Source organism: Streptomyces phaeolivaceus, from assembly GCF_009184865.1.
In the GTDB taxonomy this organism is placed as follows: domain Bacteria; phylum Actinomycetota; class Actinomycetes; order Streptomycetales; family Streptomycetaceae; genus Streptomyces; species Streptomyces phaeolivaceus.
On sequence record NZ_CP045096.1, the window covers coordinates 1,144,150 to 1,164,935 of the forward strand.

14 protein-coding genes and 1 pseudogene are annotated in these 20,786 nt (G+C 70.3%); 6 read left to right on the forward strand and 9 right to left on the reverse strand.

Annotation, left to right across the window (positions count from 1 at the left end; genetic code table 11):
- Positions 1-43: 43 nt before the first annotated feature.
- Both F9278_RS05475 and F9278_RS05480 read right to left on the reverse strand, forming a co-directional pair.
- Complete coding sequence (locus F9278_RS05475; RefSeq protein WP_152167244.1) at positions 44-2,452, reverse strand: nitrate- and nitrite sensing domain-containing protein; 2,409 nt, start codon at positions 2,450-2,452, stop codon at positions 44-46.
- Positions 2,453-2,701: 249 nt separating this feature from the next.
- Positions 2,702-3,721, reverse strand: a complete 1,020-nt coding sequence (locus F9278_RS05480) for a substrate-binding domain-containing protein (RefSeq protein ID WP_152167245.1) — start codon at positions 3,719-3,721, stop codon at positions 2,702-2,704.
- Between the two features lie 392 nt (positions 3,722-4,113).
- Here F9278_RS05480 and F9278_RS05485 point away from each other — a divergent pair, with 392 nt between their 5' ends.
- The 3 genes from F9278_RS05485 (at position 4,114) to F9278_RS05495 (ending at position 9,454) form a co-directional block, all read left to right on the forward strand.
- The gene (locus F9278_RS05485; protein ID WP_152167246.1) at positions 4,114-6,183 is read left to right on the forward strand and encodes a pectinesterase family protein; all 2,070 of its coding nucleotides are present in this window, start codon (positions 4,114-4,116) and stop codon (positions 6,181-6,183) included.
- Positions 6,184-6,310: 127 nt separating this feature from the next.
- Positions 6,311-7,732, forward strand: coding sequence for an alginate lyase family protein (locus F9278_RS05490; protein ID WP_152167247.1), 1,422 nt, complete (start codon positions 6,311-6,313; stop codon positions 7,730-7,732).
- A gap of 552 nt (positions 7,733-8,284) precedes the next feature.
- Complete coding sequence (locus tag F9278_RS05495) at positions 8,285-9,454, forward strand: phosphodiester glycosidase family protein (RefSeq protein WP_152167248.1); 1,170 nt, start codon at positions 8,285-8,287, stop codon at positions 9,452-9,454.
- A 45-nt stretch (positions 9,455-9,499) separates the two neighbouring features.
- Here F9278_RS05495 and F9278_RS05500 read toward each other — a convergent pair whose 3' ends face one another.
- From F9278_RS05500 to F9278_RS05525, 6 genes are all read right to left on the reverse strand, one after another.
- The gene (locus tag F9278_RS05500; RefSeq protein WP_152167249.1) at positions 9,500-9,694 is read right to left on the reverse strand and encodes a hypothetical protein; all 195 of its coding nucleotides are present in this window, start codon (positions 9,692-9,694) and stop codon (positions 9,500-9,502) included.
- 116 nt (positions 9,695-9,810) lie between these two features.
- Positions 9,811-10,689: a phosphatidylinositol-specific phospholipase C/glycerophosphodiester phosphodiesterase family protein gene (locus F9278_RS05505; protein WP_152167250.1), complete on the reverse strand. Its 879-nt coding sequence runs from the start codon at positions 10,687-10,689 to the stop codon at positions 9,811-9,813.
- Positions 10,690-10,883: 194 nt separating this feature from the next.
- Positions 10,884-11,969, reverse strand: a complete 1,086-nt coding sequence (locus F9278_RS05510; protein WP_152167251.1) for an acyl-CoA dehydrogenase family protein — start codon at positions 11,967-11,969, stop codon at positions 10,884-10,886.
- A complete protein-coding gene (locus F9278_RS05515; protein WP_152167252.1) occupies positions 11,966-13,147 on the reverse strand; it encodes an acyl-CoA dehydrogenase family protein in 1,182 nt (393 codons plus the stop codon). The genes F9278_RS05510 and F9278_RS05515 overlap by 4 nt, the downstream gene beginning before the upstream one ends.
- The gene (locus F9278_RS05520) at positions 13,144-14,121 is read right to left on the reverse strand and encodes an NADPH:quinone oxidoreductase family protein (RefSeq protein WP_152167253.1); all 978 of its coding nucleotides are present in this window, start codon (positions 14,119-14,121) and stop codon (positions 13,144-13,146) included. The genes F9278_RS05515 and F9278_RS05520 overlap by 4 nt, the downstream gene beginning before the upstream one ends.
- Before the next feature lie 114 nt (positions 14,122-14,235).
- Complete coding sequence (locus tag F9278_RS05525) at positions 14,236-14,850, reverse strand: helix-turn-helix domain-containing protein (RefSeq protein WP_193241380.1); 615 nt, start codon at positions 14,848-14,850, stop codon at positions 14,236-14,238.
- 78 nt (positions 14,851-14,928) lie between these two features.
- Here F9278_RS05525 and F9278_RS05530 point away from each other — a divergent pair, with 78 nt between their 5' ends.
- Positions 14,929-15,885 carry an NAD(P)/FAD-dependent oxidoreductase gene (locus tag F9278_RS05530; protein ID WP_152167254.1) on the forward strand — a complete coding sequence of 319 codons (957 nt, stop codon included), beginning with the start codon at positions 14,929-14,931 and terminating at the stop codon, positions 15,883-15,885.
- A gap of 73 nt (positions 15,886-15,958) precedes the next feature.
- On the opposite strand, the gene ltrA is transcribed toward F9278_RS05530, so the two are convergent.
- The gene (ltrA, locus tag F9278_RS05535; protein ID WP_152167255.1) at positions 15,959-17,212 is read right to left on the reverse strand and encodes a group II intron reverse transcriptase/maturase; all 1,254 of its coding nucleotides are present in this window, start codon (positions 17,210-17,212) and stop codon (positions 15,959-15,961) included.
- 775 nt (positions 17,213-17,987) lie between these two features.
- Here ltrA and F9278_RS05540 point away from each other — a divergent pair.
- A pseudogene (locus tag F9278_RS05540) lies at positions 17,988-19,124 on the forward strand (ATP-dependent DNA ligase); the annotation flags it as partial.
- 56 nt (positions 19,125-19,180) lie between these two features.
- Positions 19,181-20,662 (forward strand): site-specific integrase, encoded by a 1,482-nt coding sequence (locus tag F9278_RS05545; protein ID WP_226966648.1) that lies wholly within the window; start codon positions 19,181-19,183, stop codon positions 20,660-20,662.
- The last annotated feature ends 124 nt before the right edge of the window (positions 20,663-20,786 follow it).

A 20,786-nucleotide genomic window follows, 5' to 3' on the forward strand; every position in this document is an offset into this window, starting at 1 on the left:
TGTGTCCTTCAATGAGCGGTCTGCGTGGGGAGTCGGTGGGACGTCAGGTGCCGGAGGCGGGGATCCGGTCTCCTGGGTCTTCGGATGCGGATTCCTCCCCTGATGCGTACTCGGGTTCCGCGTCGTCGTCACGTGCCTGGAGGGTTCCGCGCTGGAATCCGGCGAGTGAGGAGGCGGCGCGTTCGGCCGTGAAGTCGTCGGCGTCGCCGTCCAGGCAGGGTTCCGACTCCTCCTTCAGCTCGGCGGAGAGGCTGGTCTGCGGGATCCGGCGGGGCAGCGGCACCAGGCCCCCCTTCTTCCCGGGCCTGGGCTTCCGGTCGGCGGTCGGCCGGGACCCGTTCGCGTCCTTGACGGCGTCGGCGGTCCGCGCGTGCGCGACGGGCCGCTCCTCCGGCACACGGCCGGGTTCCGGTCGTACGGGTTCGGGCTCGGGCTCCGCCGCGGCGGCGACCCGGGCGGCCACCAGCGAGGTGCGCGACGGCGGTTCGGCGGTGTCGGTGACGTCCTCGTCGGGGTCGGGGGCGTCGCGGACCACGATCTCGTCCGGGATCAGCACGATCGCGGTGGTGCCGCCGTACGGCGAGGCCCGCAGGGTGACGGTGATGCCGTGCCGGTTGGCGAGGCGGGCGATGACGAACATGCCGAGCCGGAGGTCGTCGGCGAGGGCGACCACGTCGAACTGCGGGGGCACCGCCAGCTGGCTGTTGAACGCGGCGTAGTCCTCCTCGGACATGCCGAGCCCCCGGTCCTCCACCTCCAGGGCGAGTCCCTTGGCGACGGTCGCGGCGCGGACGCTGACCGGGCTGGGCGCGGGCGAGTACGAGGTGGCGTTGTCGATCAGCTCGGCGAGGAGGTGGATGACGTCGGCCACGGCGGGCGGGGCGATCCACACGTCGTCGTCGGCGTGCACCTCGACCCGCTGGTACTCGGCGACCTCGCCGACGGCGCTGCGCAGGATGTCGATCAGGGCGACCGGTTCGGTCCAGCTGCGGCCGGGGCGCTCGCCGCTGATGATGACCAGGTTCTCCTCGTAGCGGCGCAGCTGGCTCGCGGTGGAGTCCAGTTCGTACAGGCCCTTGAGGATCTCCGGGTCCTGGTGCTGGCGTTCCAGCTTGTCGAGCTTGGTGAGCTGGAGGTTGACGAGGTTCTGGCTCTGCCGGGCGATGCCGAGGATGACGCGCTGGAAGCCGCGCCGGGTGTCGGCGAGTTCGACGGCGGTGTGCACGGCGGTGCGCTGGGCGGCGTTGAACGCCTTGGCGACCTGGCCGAGTTCGTCGGTGCCGTAGTCCAGCGGGGCGGCGGCCTCGTCCACGTCGATCTTCTCGCCCCGGTCGAGACGGGCGACGATGTCGGGCAGCCTGTGTTCGGCGAGGCTGAGGGTGGCCGTGCGCAGGCCGGTGAGCCGACGGGACAGGGAGCGGGTGATGCGCCAGGACATCACGACGCAGAGCAGCAGCGCGGCGAGACCGCCGGTGCTCAGCGAGCCGGCCGTGATCAGTAGTTCACGGGCCTCCTCGCCGCTGCGGTCCAGCAGGGCCTTGGTCTGTGTGCGGATCAACTGCTCGTACTGGGCGGACAGTTTCGTCATCGAGGCGTCCCAGCGGGCCTGGGCGTCGGGCAGTTCGGTCTTCCGCGCGGCCCCGGAGCCCGTGGCGCGGGCCGCGAGGACCTCGTCCTCGACAGCCTGGAGCCCCTGCCAGTCCGCGCCCTGGATGATCCGCTCGACCTGGATCTTCACCTCGCCGTCGAGCGAGGGGACGAGCTGGTTGTCGACGAGCCAGCGGCGGGCGCTGACGATCTGGGCGAAGCGCTCGCTGGTCGGCTCGTCGAGGCGGCCCGAGGGCCAGTTGAGGGTGAGGAGCGCGTCCTCCTTGGAGACCAGTTCGGCGGCCTGCGCGAGGGTGACGAGCGGGCCGGCCTGCGAGGTGAGGTCGCCGTCGTCGACCTGGGAGAGCGCCTGGAAGGCGTGGATCTGGCCGTCGATGATCTCGCTGTAGTGGTCCAGGATCTGCTCGGGCGTGATGTCGGTGGGGGTGTCCACCTGGTCGCGGTAGTACTCCAGGCTGTTCGACGCGCCCATGACCGCGTACAGCTGGTCGCCGATGCGGGCGGGGGCGTCCTCGATCTCGCTCGCGCGGCGGTCCAGTTTGGCGACCGCCTTGTCGGTCTCCCTGCGCTGCTGCTCCAGAGCGTCCATGGAGCTGCCGGGGGCCGCCATGTAGGCGGCGGACAGCGCCCGCTCGCGCTGCAGGGCGAGCGTGGCTTCGGTTCCCATCGCGCCGGTGGACTTGCTGAGTCCGGTCTGTGTCCGCAGCCGCAGTCCCTCCGAGAACATCTGGGTCGTCGTCACACCCCAACTCACGGCCAGCGTGACGCTGGGGATCAGAGCCAGGAGGATCAGCGAGAGACGTATGGAGCCGAGACGGCGCCGGGCGCCGGTCCGTGGGGGCATCGTCGTCCTTGGGCGGTTGGCGGGGAGCGGAAGGGATCAGGGGCGGGGCGACAGGGGTCCGGGGACGGCGGGTGGACACCTGTCAGTACGGCGCACAGGGGATGCGCAGGATGTTATCCGCACAAGTGAACGCACGTCGCAGGGGTGGTCGGAAGTTTGGCGTCGCCGTTACACGACCGTTCCGGATGTTTGGGTTCCGTGGCGCGGTCATGCCCGAACGGAAGGTTCCGTTTGTCTGCGCGGTACACGTCAACGGGTCCCGTCGGCCGCGAACTCGGCGATTCCGGCGATGTTCTTCCTGGTGACGAACGCGGGGCCGGTGAGCACGGGCGCGACACCGCCCCCGCTGATGTTGCCGTTGCTCCGGTAGAGCCAGAGCCCGTCGACCGCGAGATAGCCCTGGAGGTAGGGCTGCTGGTCCACGGCGAACTGGATGTCGCCGTTCTTCACGGCCTTGACCAGGTCCTTGTTGAGGTCGAAGGTGGCGACCTGGGCCTTGCTGCCCGAATCGTCCACCGAGTCCACGGCGGCGAGCGCGAACTGCGCCCCGAGGGTGACGACCTCGTCGATGGTCGGGTCCTGCCGGAGCTTCGCGGCGATCGCGTCGGTCACCGCGTCCATGTCGGTGCCGTCGACGTAGAGGTTCTCGGTGCGCCCGCCGAAGGTCTTCCGTACGCCGGCGCAGCGGGCCTCCATGGCGACATTGCCGCGCTCGTGGATGACGCACATGGCGTGCTCGGCGGAGCGGGCGTCGAGTTCGTCGCCGAGCGCCCGGCCCGCGACGCTCTCGTCCTGGCCGAAGAAGCCCAGCAGGCCCTGTGCCTTCCAGGCGTCGATGCCGGAGTTGAGGCCCACCACGGGTATGCCGGCGGCGCGGGCCGCGGCGACCGCGCCGCGCATCGCCTGCGGCTTGGCCAGAGTCACCGCGATGCCGTCGACCTTGTCGGCTGTCGCCTCCCGCACCAGCGCGGCCTGCCCCTCGGCGTCGGGGTCGCTCACGAAGGTCAGTTCGATGCCGTCCTTCGCGGCCGCGGCCTCCGCGCCCCTGCGGACGAGGTCCCAGAACGCGTCCCCCTCGGCGCCGTGCGCGATCAGCGCGACCTTCATCCCGCCGCCCGGGGCCCCCGAGGTGTCCGTGTCCGAATCGCTCTCCGAACCGCCGAACACCGAGCAGCCGGTGACGGTCAGGCAGACGGCGGCGGCGAGTGCCACGGCACGGACGGCGCGGACGGCGCGGAAGATCCCATGGGGTGCGGGGGGTGGGTTCATGGGGGTGCGGCACCTCGCTGTGCTACCGGGGTGGGAGGTCTGAGGAGGGCGAAGGTGTCGTCATCACCGCGATGACGTGCGGCGACTGGCTGACTTTCGCTGGGCGGAGCCAATCGCGTGTGACGCCCGGTAGTCAAGTGAACAACGGAATCGATGTAGTGCTGTGACGACCGGCCCTGACCAGGACACACGTGTCAACGGCCGCCCCGAGCACCGATATCGGCGGATGGACCGTTCCATCCGGCACCTCGGGGTCGATGCCCGGCCACTCCCGGCCCCGACCCGAAGTCCCCGCGGACTGGCCGAAATCAGCACCTGGGCGCGGCAACCTCTTCACATTCGGCGGCGACTGCTGGGCTGACGACCATCCCCGTACGGAACGGAAGCGACGCGTGAGCGAGAACCACGGCAAGGCCCGCCACCGCAGAAGGAGCACCGCCCTCGTGGCCGGTGTCCCCCTGACCCTGGTCGCCGCCGGGACCCTGGCCTACGGCACGGTGTTCGGTGTGTTCGGTGAGGACGCCCGGCCGCGTGCCGCGGCTGCCGCTCCCGCCTGGGCCGCCGAGACCGCCGACGGCTTCGCCTCGGTGAACGCGCTGGGCCAGAACGGGACCTACGGTGGCCGGGACGGAAAGACGGTCACCGTGAGGACCCTGGCCGATCTGGAGAAGTACGCCACCGCCGCCGAGCCGTATGTCATCGTCGTGGCCGCGACGATCGACATGAACCCGGTGGGCAAGGAGATCAAGGTCGCCTCCGACAAGACGATCGTCGGCTCCGGCACCTCGGGCCAGATCGTGGGCGGCGGCTTCTTCCTCGGCTCGGGCGTCCACAACGTCATCATCCGCAATCTGACGATCCGTGACTCCTACCAGGGCACCTGGAACGACAAGGACCACGACTTCGACGCGATCCAGATGGACGGCGCCCACCACGTCTGGATCGACCACAACGATCTGCGGCACATGGCGGACGGCCTCATCGACAGCCGCAAGGACACCACCTACGTCACGGTGTCCTGGAACAAGCTGAGCCAGAACAACAAGACCTTCGGCATCGGCTGGACCACCAACACCACCGCCGATCTGACGATCCACCACAACTGGTTCCGCGAGACCGAACAGCGCAACCCGTCCACCGACAACGTGGCCCACGCGCACCTCTACAACAACTTCCTGGAGGACGTCTCCGGCACGGACATCACCTCGTCGTACGGCAACTACGCGCGCGGCAACACGAAGATGGTCCTGGAGAACAGCTACTTCCAGGGCCTGAAGAACCCGGTCACCAAGGACGCCACGGCCGCCCTGGTCCAGCGCGGCAACGTCTTCTCCGGCACCTCCGGCCGCAACGAGAGCGGCGGCACGGCCTTCGACCCGAAGACGTACTACAGCTACACCCTCGACAAGGCGGCCGATGTGCCGGCCCTCCTCAAGTCCGGTGCGGGACCCCGGAGTTCCCTCGGCACGACGGCGACGACGGATACGGGGACCAAGGCCGCCGCGGCCACCACGCTCACCGTCGCCAAGGACGGCAGCGGTCAGTACACCACCGTGCAGAAGGCCGTCGACGCGGTGCCCGTCGGCAACACCGCACGCGTGGTGATCTCGGTCGCGCCCGGCACCTACCGCGAGGTCGTCAAGATCCCCTCCAACAAGCCGCACGTCACCGTCCAGGGCTCGGGTGGCAGCCGCAAGGACACCACGATCGTCTACGGCAACGCGGCCGGGACGCAGAAGCCGGACGGCTCCGGCACCTACGGCACGCCCGGCAGCGCCACGGTGTCCGTCCAGTCCGACGACTCCCAGGTCCGCAATCTGACCGTCACCAACGACTTCGACGAGGCCGCGAACCAGTCCCTCTCCGGCCACCAGGCCGTCGCACTGCTCACCCAGGCCGACCGGATCGTCCTCGACGGGGTCATCGTCAACGGCGACCAGGACACCCTGGAGCTGGAGACCGCCGCCAAGGACAAGCCGGGCCGGGTCTACATCGCCAACTCGTACGTCACGGGCAATGTCGACTTCATCTTCGGCCGGGCCACGGTGGTCGTCGACAAGTCGGTCATCACCCTGAAGAAGCGCTGGAACGGCACCTCCGCCGGGTACGTCACCGCCCCCAGCACACCCGGCAACCGCAAGGGCATCCTGATCAACCGCTCCACCGTCAACGGTGACGTGTCCGCCGGGAGCTTCTTCCTCGGCCGCAACTGGCACCCCGGCGGCGACACCACCGTGGACCCGCAGACCACGGTCCGCAACTCCACGCTCAGCGCCGCGGTCAAGTCCACGCCCTGGTCCGACATGGGCGGCTTCTCCTGGAAGGACGACCGCTTCGCCGAGTACAGGAACACCGGCGCGGGCTCGGGAAGCGCGAACGCCGACCGGCCGCAGCTGACCGACGCCCAGGCCGCCGACCAGGAGGTCGCGGACTGGCTGGGCGGCTGGACGCCGGGCGCCTGACGGCTGGGGCCCTGGGCGACAGCGCCACGCACACGACGACGCACCGCCCCGGGTTTCTGTTATCGCCCCGGGGCCGGTGCGTCTCCTGTGCGTCAGGCAGCCGTACCCGAGACCCGAGGACCCCCACGTGACAGCAGAGATCAGCCGCCGGAGCACGCTGAAGTTCGCCGGTGTCGCCGCGGGCGCGGCGGGACTGGGCATCGGTACGGTCCCGGCCGCGACCCCGGCCGCCGCGGCGGGCGGCTTCGCGCACCCCGGTCTGCTCCACACCGGGGCGGACCTCCGGCGGATGGCGGCCAAGGTGAAGGCGGGCGCCCAGCCCTACACGGCGGGCTTCGCCCGGCTGACCGCCAACCGGCACGCGCAGAGCGGCTGGAAGGCCAACCCGCAGGAGACCGTGGTCCGCGGCGGCACCGGCCAGAACTACGTGATCCTCTACAACGACATCCACGCCGCCTACCAGAACGGTCTGCGCCATCACATCACCGGCGAGGCCGCCCACGCCGACACCGCCGTGGCGATCCTCAACGACTGGTCGGCGAGGCTCACTTCCCTGGCGGGCAACGCCGACCGCTTCCTCGCCGCCGGCCTCTACGGCTACCAGATCGCCAACGCCGCCGAACTCGTCCGCGACCACCCGGACTTCGCGCTCGACCGCTTCCAGGAGATGCTGAGCGAGGTCTTCGCCCCGATCAGCGACGACTTCCTGGTCCGCCACAACGGCGCCGTGATCACCAACTACTGGCCCAACTGGGACCTCGCCAACATGGCCTGCGTCCTGGCCGCCGGCATCTTCTGCGACGACAAGGCGCAGGTCGCCCGTGCCGTCGACTACTTCAAGAACGGCGAGGGCCTCGGCGCGGTCGAGAAGGCCGTCCCGGTCGTCCACGACGACGGCCTCGCCGAGTGGCTGGAGGCCGGCCGCGACCAGGGCCACGCACTGCTGGGCGTCGGCCTGATGGGCACCTTCTGCGAGATGGCCTGGAACCAGGGCATCGACCTGTACGGCTACGACGACAACCGCTTCCTCAAGGGCGCCCAGTACGTGGCCAAGTGGTGCATGGGCGGCCAGGTCGCCTACACGGAGAACACCCGTGCGAAGGGCGCCATCAACGGCTGGTCCGGCCGGGAGACGGCGTCCCGGGCGGCCGGCGTCGACCCGAACATGACCCGCCCCATCTGGGCCATGATCGCCAACCACTACACCAGGCGCCGGGGTCTCGACGCCTCCTACGTCACCCGTATCGCGGCCAAGTCGTCCCCCGAGGGCGGTGGCGGCGACTACGGCCCCAACAGCGGCGGCTTCGACCAGCTGGGCTTCGGCACCCTGGCATTCAGCAGGGACAGGACCACGACCGCGCCGGGCTCGAAAACGGCTTCCCCCTCCGCGAGCGCCCAGGGCGGCCGGGCCGGCCGGGGCGAGGATCTGGCAGCCACCGGCACCTCCGACTTCCCGGCCTGGACCGCCGCGGGCGGGGTCGCGGCCCTCGCGGGCGGCCTCCTCCTCTTGCGCCGCCGCTTTCACTCGGGCGGCGGCGCAGCCGACTGATCGGCATGCGACGTTCTCGTCAACCTGGCGTAGGCACAGCCATGATCCCGCGCGTAGAGCTGACCGTTCCTGTGGACTGAGCGAGGCAGAGCCCCTTCCAGCCGCACGCCCCGAACGGTCTTGGGCGCACTGGTCCCCGGCGTACTCAACCCCGGGGCGGCGACACGGATCCTGTCCGTGGTCCGAGCCCGGGAGGCCAGTTCCCTGCACGAACTGGCCGCATCGACACGGCCAGAGGCGACGGGGAGGCCCTGAACCATCACTCCGGTGGAGCAGGGGCCCCGCACGCTGGCACCGCACCCGCGTCCCAGTTCGCACGGCAACGTTAAGCCGGTCGGCCCAACGCATGCCAAGCCTGGAATCCAACTGTCACCCGAACGGGTGCGTTTTCTGATCCGTTCCCGCGTCGTCGAGGCCGGGCAACCGCCGGACCGGTAGTCGTCTGGTGCACTTCCCCTGAGTCCTGGGACAGTTGACGAGACATCAGGGGGCACCGTGGCACGTCGTGCTGGACGGTCCAGAACGGTACTGACGGTTCTCTCGGCGTGGAGCGTGCTGACCGGTGCGGCCCTCGTGGGGGCGGCACCGGCCGTGGGCGCGCCGAGGGCCGTGGTCGTCGCGCCGGGCATCGAGTACACCCACTTCGACATCCAGGCCGCCAAGGGCCTGACACACGCCCACGTACTGACCGTCGATCTCCGCAACCCCAAGGTGGGCGTCGGCCTCCTCTACCCGGGGAAGGTGGCCGCGCGGGCGACCGTGTCCCGGCTGGCCACGTCGGCGGGCGCGGTGGCCGGGGTCAACGGCGACTTCTTCAACATCACCGAGACCCAGCACCCCGGTGTGGCGGCGACCGGGGCGCCGGTCGGCCCGGCGATCGCGGCCGGGCACGCGCTCAAGGCCGCCGTGCCGAAGGGCCAGCGCTTCGGCCCCGCCCTGCCGCCCGGCACCACCACCAAGGACGTGCTCGGGGTGACGACCGACGGCACGGCCCGTCTCGACAGCATCGCCCTCGACGGTTCCGTCACCACCGCCGAGGGCGATCTCCCGCTGCGCGGCCTCAACCAGTACGCGCTGCCGGTCGGCTCCGTCGGGGCGTTCACCTCGGACTGGGGCACCGTCTCCCGGATGCGCGCGGTCTGCGGCACGGACACCGACCGGGCGGCGCCGTGCAGCACCGACACGCACGAGGTGCTGGTGGAGGACGGCCGGGTGGTCGGTTCGGCCGGCACGCCCGGCAGCGGCGCCATCGCGGCCGGCGCCACCGTCCTGGTCGGCCGTGAGGCGGGCGCCCAGCAGCTGCGCAAGCTCGCCCCCGGGGACACGGTGGAGGTACGGCACCTCCTCGTCGCCTCGACCGGCACCCCGTACACCTTCGCGCTCGGCGGCTACCCGGTCCTGCGCGGTGGCCGGCCACTGCCCGGCCTGAACGACACGACCTCGGCGGTGCGCACGGCCGCGGGCATCGCCGACGGCGGCCACCGCCTGCTGCTGCTCGCCCTGGACGGCGCGGCGGCGTACCGCACGGGCCTCACCATCGCCGAAGTCGCCGCCGAGATGCGCGACTTGGGTTCGGTGGACGCGTTCAGCCTCGACGGCGGCGGCTCCTCCACGCTGGTCGCCCGCGCGCCGGGCGCGACCGCGGTCACCGTCCGCAACCATCCGTCCGACGGCACGGAACGAGCCGTCCCGAACGGCATCGGCGTCTTCGCCAGGCCGTGAGGCTGCGAGCCCCTTGGGAGCAAGGGGCTCGCCCGGGGTCTTGAGTCACGGCTTCAGGCTGCTCACAATGTCCGCCGTGGCCGTCAGGCCGTTGTGGATCGTCGGCGCCAGACTCGTGCTCGCCATGTAGAACCCCAACAGCACGCACACGGCCGCATGCGAGAACTTCAGCGCGCCGTTGCGCATGAACACCACCGTCAGGATCACGAGCAGCACCACCACAGAGATGGAAATGGCCATCGTCAACCTCCTCCGCCACGCCCACTTCGCGGCATTCGGCCGCAAGTGTGACGTAGCGGAGGGTTCGTCCGTGCGGCGGACCTGTCCGCCGAACGAGTGGTGTCGACGTGTCGCGCCTACGCCGCCCGCCCCACCCGCCGGCCGTCCAGAAACGCTTCGAGGCCCGCGAGATCGTCCGTGTTGAGGAAGTCCACATCCGCCGCGACCAGTTCACCCCACAGCGCGTCCCGGGCGGGGCCCGCCAGATCCGGCGTCGCCCAGAACCGCACGGTCTGCCCGCGCCCATGGGCCGTCGAGACGATCCGCCGCAGCTTGGCGCGCTCGGCGTCGGGGAACGGACCGACGCCCTGCCAGGTGAAGTTGAGCGACCAGTTGTCGGAGATCAGCGGGATGAAGGAGGCGGGCGCGGGTGTCGCACCGACGAGGTCGGCGAGCCGGCCGTCGTAGAAGGCGCGCCGCACGGTCTGCGCCTGCATCGGCACCCGGGCGGCCCGGTCCCCGGAGATCACGGCCGTGACGGCACCCGGGCGCACCCGGCCGTGCGCGTACGTCGTGAACAGCTGCCGGTGGCGCCGCAGATGACGGTCGAGTTCGAGATAGGTGGACGCGCCCTCGGTCTTGATGTCGATGAGGAGTCGCAGCGGCCCCCGCTGCCCCCGGTACACCGAGCCGCGGTTGGCGCGGACGCGGGCGGCGAGCGGGTCCAGGTAGAGGGATTCCAGGGTGCGGGTGGGGTCGAGGTCGGTGGCGTCGTGGGCGACGAGGAGTTGGTCGCCGACGAGGAAGATGTCGGCCTCGACGCTGCCGAAGCGGTGGTCGAGGGCGTCGAGGAGGGGGCGCGGGTGCGCGTAGTCGTTGTGCGCGTGGGCGCGCCACAACGGGCGGGGGCGGTGCCGCTGTTCGCCGGCCAGCGCGCTCGTGGCGGGCAGGGCGACCGCGCCCGCGAGGGCGGCGCCGAGGGTGGTGAGGGCTCTGCGTCGAGTGGTGCGGGCCATGCTCTGCCTCCCGGGTGGGGCCGGTGCCGGACTCAGCGAGTATGCGAGCCGGATGGGGCCGATGAGCAGTCCCGTGCGGGGAGTTGGCCGGACCGCCGCCGTACGTTCATTCGGGTCGTCGCGCGCACACGAGGAAGCCCGCCCCTGGTGGGGCGGGCTTCGTCTGTCCTTCGCCGGTTGTCGGGCGGGGCGCCTCAGGGAGCCTGGAGGTCGACCAGTTCGGCCAGGGCCGCCCGGTGGGCGCCCGCCGTGCCGTAGGCGATCGAGTCGGCCTTCGCCCGCTTCAGACACAGGTGGACCGGGTGTTCCCAGGTCATGCCGATGCCGCCGTGCAACTGGAGCGCCTCCTCGGCCGCGTGGACGGCCACGGGCGCCGCGAAGGCCTGGGCGACGGCCACCGCGAGATCGGCGTCGGCGCCGCCGGTGGCGAGCTGGTCGGCCGCGTTCCGGGCGGCGGCGCGCAGGTTGACGACCTCCAGCCACAGCTGCGCGAGCCGGTGCTTGAGCGCCTGGAAGCCGCCGACGGGCCGGTTGAACTGCTTGCGCTCCTTGAGGTAGCGGACCGTCTCGGTCAACGTCCATTCCGCGAGCCCGAGTTGCTCGGACGCCAGCAGTCCGGCCCCGGCCCGCAGAGCCCGGCGTACGGCGGGCTCTGCGTCGCCGAGGAGCCGGCCGGGCGCCCCGTCGAGCGTGACCTTCGCCAGCGGCCGGGTCAGGTCCAGGGACACCTGCGGGGTGACGGTCGCGGCGGAGGCGTCCACCGCGTACAGGCCCCCGTCGTCGGCGGGCACCAGCAGCACATCGGCGACGGCCGCGTCCGCGATCCCGGTCAGCTCCCCGTGCAGGGCGCCGTCCTCGAACCGTACGACCTTGTAGGCGCTGCCCGCGGAGACGTTCAGGGCGACCGCGAGGGCGCCGATCCGGCGGCCGGAGGCCAGGTCGGCGAGCAGGTCGCCGGCGTCGCCCGCGAGCAGCGCCTCGGTGGCGACGACGGCGCTGGTGAGGAAGGGCACGGGGGCGACGGACCGCCCCAACTCCTCCAGGACGACGGCGACTTCGCGGTGCGTGGCGCCCTGGCCGCCCTGCTCCTCGGGGACGAGCAGCCCGGCGAGGCCCATGCCGTCGGCGAGCAGCTTCCACAGTTCACGGTCGTGCGGGGCGTCCGTCTCGGCGCGCGCGATCACGCCCGCCGCGTCGCAGTGGTCGTTCAGCAGGTCGCGGACGGCGGCGCGGAGGGCCTCCTCGTCCTCCGAGTACAGCAGGTCGGGCTGTGCGCTCATCGGGCGAGGTCCTTCCACGCGACGTCCTTGTCGGTGCGCGGTTCGCCGGGCAGGCCCAGGACGCGCTCGGCGACGATGTTCAGCAGGACCTCGGTGGTCCCGCCCTCGATGCTGTTGCCCTTGGAGCGGAGATAGCGGTAGCCGGCGTCACGGCCGACGAAGTCGACCAGCTCGGGGCGCCGCATGGTCCAGTCGTCGTACAACAGGCCTTCCTCGCCCCGGAGTTCGACCTCCAGGCCGCTGATCTCCTGGTTGAGGCGGGCGAAGGCGAGTTTCATGCCGGCGCCCTCGGGGCCGGGCTGTCCGGCGACGAGCTGCTGGCGCAGCCGCTCGGCGGTGAGCCGGGCGGCCTCGGCCTCGACCCAGAGCTTCAGCAGCCGCTGGTGGAGGTCGTGGGTGCGCAGTTCGGGGCGCTCGCGCCAGGTCTTGGCGACCGGGCCGATCATGCCGCCCTCGCGGGGCAGCCGCATCCCGCCGATGGCGACGCGTTCGTTGTTGAGCGTGGTCTGCGCGACCTTCCAGCCGTCGCCGACCGCACCGAGACGACGGGTGTCCGGAATCCTCACGTCGGTGATGAACACCTCGTTGAACTCGGCCTCGCCGGTGACCTGTCGCAGCGGCCGGACCTCGATGCCCGGGTCGGTCATGTCGCAGATGAAGTAGGTGATGCCCCGGTGCTTGGGCACGTCCGGGTCGGTGCGGGCGATGAGGATGGCCCAGCGGGCGATGTGCGCGCTGGACGTCCACACCTTCTGCCCGTTGACCACCCAGTCGTCGCCCTCCCGCACGGCCCGCGTCCCGAGGGCGGCGAGATCCGACCCGGCGCCGGGCTCGCTGAAGAGCTGGCACCAGACCTCCTCACCGGTCCACAGCGGGCGCAGATACCGCCGCTTCTGCTCCTCCGTGCCGTAGGCGAGGATCGTCGGCGCGGCCATGCCGAGGCCGATGCCGATGCGGCGCGGGTCGTTGCCGGGGGCGCCCTCCGCCTCCAGGTCGGCGTCCACCACGACCTGGAGGGAGCGCGGGGCGCCGAGTCCGCCGAGGCCCTCGGGGTAGTGCACCCAGGCGAGCCCGGCGTCGAAGCGGGCGCGCAGGAAGTCCAGCCGGTCGGTGGTGGCCGGCGGGTACGCGGCCAGCAACTCGGCGGTGCGGCGCCTGAGGTCGGCTGCGTCGGTCATGCGAGGGCTCCGTTCTCCGGCGAGGGCACCACGACGACCCGGCCCGTGGTCACACCGTCCGCGACGCGCTGTACGGCGGCGGCGGCCCCGTCGAGCGGCGTGCGCTCGCTCACCAGCGGCTTGACGATCCCCCGGGCCGCCAGGTCGGTGAGCTGTTCGTGGCAGTGCTGGACCAGCTTCGGGTTCTTGGTGTTGTACAGGCCCCAGTGCAGGCCGAGGATCGAGTAGTTCTTGACGAGGGCGTGGTTGAGGCCGGGGCTGGGGATCGTCCCGCTGGCGAAGCCGACGACCACGATGCGTCCCTCGAAGGCGACGACCTTGGTCGACTGCGTGTAGGCCTCGCCGCCCACGGGGTCGTAGATCACGTCCGCGCCCCGGCCTCCGGTGGCTTCCTTCACGGCGGAGACGACGTCCTCGCTCCGCCGGTCGACCACCACGTCACAGCCCAGCTCGCGGGCCACGGCCGCCTTGTCGGCGCCGCCGACGACTCCGATGACCGTGGCCCCGGCCGCCTTGCCGAGCTGTACCGCCGCGCTGCCGACCCCTCCGGCGGCGGCGTGCACGAGCAGGGTCTCCCCCGCTTCGAGCCGGGCCCGGCGGTGGAGGCCGAACCAGCCCGTCTGATAGCCGATGTGCAGGGCCGCGGCCTCGGCGTCGTCCAGCGACCCGGGCGCGGGCAGCAGCCCGGCGGCATCGGCGACCGCGTACTCGGCGAGACCGCCGTACGGCAGCGCCGGGTTGGCGATGACCCGGCGGCCGTCCTCGGTCTCGCCGCAGATCTCCACGCCGGGGGTGAACGGCAGCGGCGGCCTGACCTGGTAGTGCCCCCGGCACATCAGCACGTCGGGGAAGTTGATGTTCGCGGCGCGCACCTTCAGCAGGACCTGGCCGTCGCCGGGCGTGGGCCGCTCCACGTCCTGGAGCCGCATCACCTCGCTCGGCTCGCCGTTCTCGTGCACTTGCCATGCCTGCATGCGGTGCCTCCACGGACTGCTTCGGACTGCTTCGTCTGACCCGGGGTCGACTGACGCATGCATACTAAGCGGTCGCTTGCCATCCAGGGAACAGCTGGACCCCAGTAGCGTGCGTCACGACCGCGAGGGCCTGGCCCGTACGTGCATCCGCTCCCCCTGCGGCCCGAAGAGACTCAGGAACTCCACCGGCCCCTCCCCCGTCGACCCGAACCAGTGCGGCACCCGGGTGTCGAACTCGGCGGCCTCCCCGGCCACCATCACCACATCATGCTCGCCGAGCACGACACGTAGTTTCCCGGACATCACATACAGCCACTCGTACCCCTCGTGGGTGCGCGGATCCGGCTCCTGCTTCGACTGCGGCACGAGGACCTTGAACGCCTGGAGGCCGCCCGGCTGCCGGGTGAGCGGCCAGTACGTCCGCCCGTGCCGCTGGAGCGGCTTCGACCGCACCCTCGGGTCACCGACGGGCGGCTCCCCGATCAGCTCGTCCAGCGGCACCTGGTGGGCCCGCGCGATCGGCAGCAGCAGCTCCAGGCTGGGCTTGCGCAGCCCCGACTCCAGCCGCGACAGCGTGCTCACCGAGATGCCGGTCGCCTCCGACAGCCCGGCGAGCGTCGCCTCCCGCTCCTTCCGGATCCGCCGCAGCCGCGGCCCGACCCCGGCGAGCACCTCGTCGGTCCCGGCCACCGGCTCACTCACGTCACTCGCCTCACCGAAATCGCTCATACGGCAATTGCAGTTTCGGCAAAGACATTTGTCAATACGGCAGCGGGCGGGCGACCGTCGGTCGTGGAGGTGGTCACCATGACCGAGCAGTACGAAGCGCCCCGGCAGTACGAAGTGATCGTCATCGGCGGCGGTACCGCGGGACTCTCCGCCGCCCTGGTCCTCGGCCGGGCCCGGCGCCGCACCCTGGTCGTCGACGCGGGCGAGCCCCGCAACGCGCCCGCCGCGCACATGCAGGGCTATCTGTCGCGGGACGGCATGCCGCCGGCGGAGTTCCTGGCGATCGGCCGGGAGGAGATCGCCCGGTACGGCGTCGAACTTGTCCAAGACCGGGTGGTGGAGGTGACCCGGGACGAGGAGGGCCAGGGCTTCACCGTGGCCCTCGCGGACGGCCGAGCAGCGCACGCCAGGCGCCTGGTCGTCGCCACCGGACTGAAGGACGAGCTGCCGGCCGTCCCCGGCGTCGCCGAACGCTTCGGCCGGGACGTCCTGCACTGCCCCTACTGCCACGGCTGGGAGGTCCGCGACCAGCCCTTCGGCGTCCTCGCCACGACCCCGATGAGCGTCCACCAGGCCCTGATCGTCTCCCAGTGGTCCAAGGACGTGACCCTGTTCCCGCACACCGTCCCCGAGTCCGATCTCTCCGACGACGACCTGCGCCGCCTCGCCGCGGCCGGGGTCCGGGTGGTGCCCGGGAAGGTGGCGAACCTGATCGTCGAGAACGACCGCCTCACCGGCGTCCGCCTCACCGACGGCACGACCCACCCTCGCTCGGTCCTCTTCACTGCCCCCCGCCCGATCCCGCGGACGAGCCTCCTGGAAGAACTGGGCGCCGACCTGCACGAGACCCCCTTCGGCGCCTACCCCGTGGTCGACCCCACCGGCCTGACCACGGTCCCGGGAGTCTGGGCGGCGGGCAACGCGATGGGCTTCTCGGAACAGGTCATCAACGCGGCGTCGTCCGGCTACCGGGCGGGAGCGACGATCAACGGAGACCTCCTGATGACGGACCTGGACGCGGCAACACGGGAATAGAATCGGGTAGGAGGGACGGGTCGCCCGTCCCTCCTCCCACACCACCGGACATGCGGGTCACGCATCCGGCGGTTCACCAAGCTGGTCTCAACCGTTGCCAGGTCGGCTTGAGCATCTTCAGGCCCAGGTCGTCCCAGTAGGAGATGGGCAGTGCCCTGTCCAGAACAGGTGACTTCGCGACCCGCCAGTAGCCTTTGCTGCTGGCCGCCCATTCCCGAGCATCACGCTCACCGATCCCGAGCGCCCGCAGGTTACGACGTCTGGTCGCGTACCGTTTCCATTCCTTCCAGCGGATCTGCCGCATCCTGCGACGGAACCACTTGTCCAGCTCCTGGAACACCTTGGGAGTGTCCGCGAGCTGGAAGTAGCCCATCCAGCCTGTGGTGAAGCGGTTGATCTGCGCGATGCGGTCAGCCATCGCAACGCTCCACCGGCGCGAGGTCAGCTCCTTGAGCCGAACCTTCAGGCGTTCGACCGCCTTCGGGTCGACCCGGACCCTGACCTTCCCACCCCGGACAAAGTAGAAGCCGAACCCCAGCATCGTCATGACGGAAGCTGGGACCACCTTCGACTTCACCCGGTTGACCTTCAGTTTCAGCCGCTGCTCGACCACGGCCGTGACCGAGTCGAGCACCCTCTGAGCAGCCCGCCTGCTCCGCACGAAGATCCGCAGATCGTCGGCGTAACGTGCGAACCGGTGACCGCGCCTGAACAGTTCCCGGTCCAGGTCGTCGAGCATGATGTTCGACAGGACGGGCGAGAGCGGGGAGCCCTGCGGGGTCCCCTCCCTGCCCGGCGTCTTCACGCCGTCCACCATGACCCCGGCTTCCAGATACCTGCGAACCAGCTTCAGGACCCTGCGGTCAGTGACCTTGCGCGCGACCCGTGCCATCAGGACATCGTGCTGGACCCGGTCGAAGAACCGGTCCAGATCAAGGTCCACGACCCACCGGTTGCCGTCCTCGATGGCACGCCGCGCGACCCTGACCGCCTGATGGGCGGACCGGCCGGGACGGAACCCGAAGGACGACCCCGAAAAACCAGGATCGAAAATGGGCACGAGCACCTGCGCGACGGCCTGCTGGATCAAGCGGTCCAGCACCCGCGGCACCCCCAGCATCCGCTCACCGCCGCCAGGCTTCGGGATGATCACCTGACGGACCGGCGCCGGCCGGTAGATGCCCGCATCGAGTTCGGCCCGGACCTCGGGCCAGTGCACCGCGATCCACGGCCTGAGTTCGGCCGTGGTCATACCGTCCACCCCGGGAGCACCCCGGTTCACCTCGACACGGTTGAGCGCCGCGAGCAGGTTCTCCTTCGAGAGCATCAACTCCCAAAGCGAGGAACGCTGTTCGCGGTGAACGTCCTCCGTGGAGTGCGCCGACCGGCCACTACGCTCCGCCGTGGGCTCCGCCGGATGCACCGGCTCCTCCCCCCGCGGCACCGCCGAAGCAGTGTTGCTGCGGTCCCTGTGACCAGCACGAGCAACCACCACATCACCCGTTCCACTCGATGTTCAGCCCTTCCCAGCCACCGTGCCCATCCCGGCTGGTACTACGGCCTCTGCTGACTTCTGCCCGGTCAGCCCGCACCTTCCAGCACGGACCGTCGGCGCGGCGACATCTTCAGCACAACCGACACCCGGACAGATCTCCCCAGGTAAGAACGATCACTGTCCCTGGATCCCCGCCGCGTCTACGCACTGGCCTTCTTGGCAGTGACGGGCTTCACCTTCGCGTGCAGGCTCACCCGACCAGTACGCCTCATACACGGTTCGTGTTCCTCGGTACCCAGGTCTCGCCTCGGGCTTCCTCCAGACCCCACCTCACGATGACGCCCTTGCCTCCGGCTCGGGGTTAGCACCACCTCTTCCCCCAGGGGACTTCCACCCCCAAGCAACCGCCCATGCTGGGCGCACGCGGCACCGAGGCGACCGGCCCGCAGGGCCATCGCCTCCAGGGGCGCGGGGAACTGCGCGAGAAGCCCCACCGACCCGCACCCGCCGACGCACAGGCACCCCACCCCACAGGCGCACGGCACCACCCATAGGCGCCCGGCACCACCCATAGGCGCCCGGCTCAACTCCGTAGGACCATGGCCTCATGCTGCTCGCCCGGCTGGCCCGCACCTCCCAGGAGATCGCCACCACCTCGGCCCGGTCCCGCAAGACCACCCTGCTCGCCGACCTCTTCCGGGACGCCGAGGCGGACGACGTGCCGATCGTCATCCCCTACCTCGCCGGCCGCCTCCCCCAGGGCCGGCTCGGCATCGGCTGGAAGGTCCTGGACCAGCGGATCCCCCCGGCCACCGAACCCACCCTCACCGTCCGTGAGGTCGACGCCCGGCTGACGGCGATCGGCGGCACCACAGGACCCGGTTCACAGGCCGCGCGCAAGCGCCTGGTGGGCGAGTTGCTGGCGGCGGCCACCGAGGACGAGCAGCGCTACCTCTTCGGCCTGCTGACCGGCGAGGTCCGCCAGGGCGCCCTGGACGCCGTGGCCGTGGAGGGGCTGGCCGGTGCCACCGGCGCGCCCGCCGCCGACGTACGGCGGGCGGTGATGCTGGCCGGCTCCCTCCAGACCGTGGCACGGGCCCTGCTGGCGGAGGGCCCTTCGGCCCTGGCGGGGTTCCGGCTCACCGTCGGACGGCCCGTGCTGCCGATGCTGGCGCACAGCGCGGTCTCCGTCGCCGAGGCCGTGGCGAAGCTGGGCGGCTGCGCGGTCGAGGAGAAGCTCGACGGCATCCGTGTCCAGGTCCACCGCGACGGCGACGCCGTACGGGTCTACACCCGGCCCCTGGACGACATCACCGACCGGCTGCCCGAACTCACGGCCGCCGCGCGGGAGTTGCGGGGCGATCGGTTCATCCTCGACGGCGAGGTGATCGCGTTCGACGGGGACGGACGGCCTCGGTCCTTCCAGGAGACCGCCGGACGGGTCGGGTCACGGCTGGACGTGACGACGGCGGCCGAGCAGGTGCCCGTCTCCCCCGTCTTCTTCGACGCGCTGTCCGTGGACGGCCGGGACCTCCTGGATCTGCCCTGCACCGACCGTCACACCGAACTGGCCCGGCTCGTCCCCGAGCCGATGCGGGTCCGCCGCACCCTCGTGACCGACCCCGCCGATCTGCCTACCGCGGAGCGCTTCCTCGCCGACACCCTGGAACGCGGCCACGAGGGCGTCGTGCTGAATTCCCTGTTGAATCTGCGTGTTGAAGCAGGTCAGCAGGGAGGTTCGTGGTGTCAGGGTGGCGTGTCTACTGGGTGTCGGCGAGGCGGGTCGTCGAGGCGACCCGAGTGTCGGCGCTGGGCGGCTGGGAGGACTTGGAGGAGCGCGAGACACGTGCGGGGATCCGGCCAGGGACTCCGATTCTGTTGTCGCCCAACTGCCAGGTCGACGGACGGCTGAGCCAGTTTCTGGCCCGTTCGTCGTTTTCCCGGCTTGAGCCGGAGTCAAAGCGGAACTATACGACCGACTATTGCGTCTTCTTCGATTTCCTGTGGGTCCGGGGCAAGAACTGGGATGAGGCAACTTCCAGCGATCTGTGGGACTTTGAGGACTGGCGGACGAGGTCTATTCGCAATCCGGAGAAGGTCGGCGGCGCACGTTGGAACCGTGGCCTCGCTGCTTTGGGTCGCTTGTACTCGTGGGCGGTCAAGCAGCAGTACGTGTCCGTGAGTCCGATTGAGACGCGTGAGGCGATCGGGCGGCACGGGCAGATCGTGGAGGTGCCTGCCGCCCGGGCCAAAGACGCGAGGTCCAGTAATGTGCGCTGGCTGACGCCCAGGACGTTCCGTCGGTGGGTAGACGTTGGCTTGCGCGGGTTCTCTGCCGACGGGGTTCCCGACGCGGCCTGGGCTGGTCGCTTGGCGGATCGAAATTCGGCCTTCGCCAATCTGTTGTTCTCGTCCGGGGTTCGGCTTACCGAGGGGGCCTCTCTACTGACACTGGAGATCCCGAATTTGACGATGGACGAGCGCCGGTACTATGCAAGTCGGCTTGCTCCGGTGGTAACGAAGTCGAAACGTGCTCGAACCTTTTACGTCGCGAGCCCGGTCGTGGGTGAGATAGAGACGTACTGTGAATCGACCCGGGCGGCAAGCATCCGCCGGGCCCAACGTCAGGGAAGGTATGAAAGACTTCCGCAGCTGCGTCTTGTGACTTCGGTCTCGGGGCACCGCATGAAGGTTCTCCACTGGCGCGACCGTGACGGAACGGTCGGAAAGACGGCACTGGCACAGGCAGGTGTCGAAGAGCGGGCTCTTCTTTTCACGGAAGGACCCGACGGTCCCGAGCCTCTTTGGGTATGGCTCAACGAGTCAGGGCTACCGTTTCAGCCGTCGTCGTGGGAGGGAATATTCCGCACCGCTACGGACCGGTGCCAGAAGGTTCTGGCCAAAACGATCGCTGAACCTCCTTTCTGCACCCCACACATGTGTCGGCATTCTTTCGCTCTCTACATGCTGGTTGTGCTTCACCATGTCATGGACGTCCGTCTCGGCCTGACACCTCAAGAGCGCCGGGACTTCCTTCTCCTTTATGGAGATCCGTGGCGCATGGTCCAGGACCTACTCGGGCACGCGGACGTCGAAACCACCCGCAAGATCTATCTGGCACCCGTTTCCGACCTGCAATTGCACTCTCTGATTGCCACGCCTGGGCGAGCATCAGACGACTCGACTGACTCGGCAGTTGACGACGTATCCTGGATTCTCGCCCAACTCGCAGCGGAAACTAGCCGGATTCAGGACCTGCGCGATGATTGGGCAGTCCTGTGAGCCGGCGAGGGCGGAAGGCCGCGTTGCCGACGGAGTCACATCACCGGCCAGCCCCTCGTCAGCACGATGGGCTGAAAGTCGAGCATCGCGACAAGAAAGGAAACATCGACACCTTCGAGTTCGA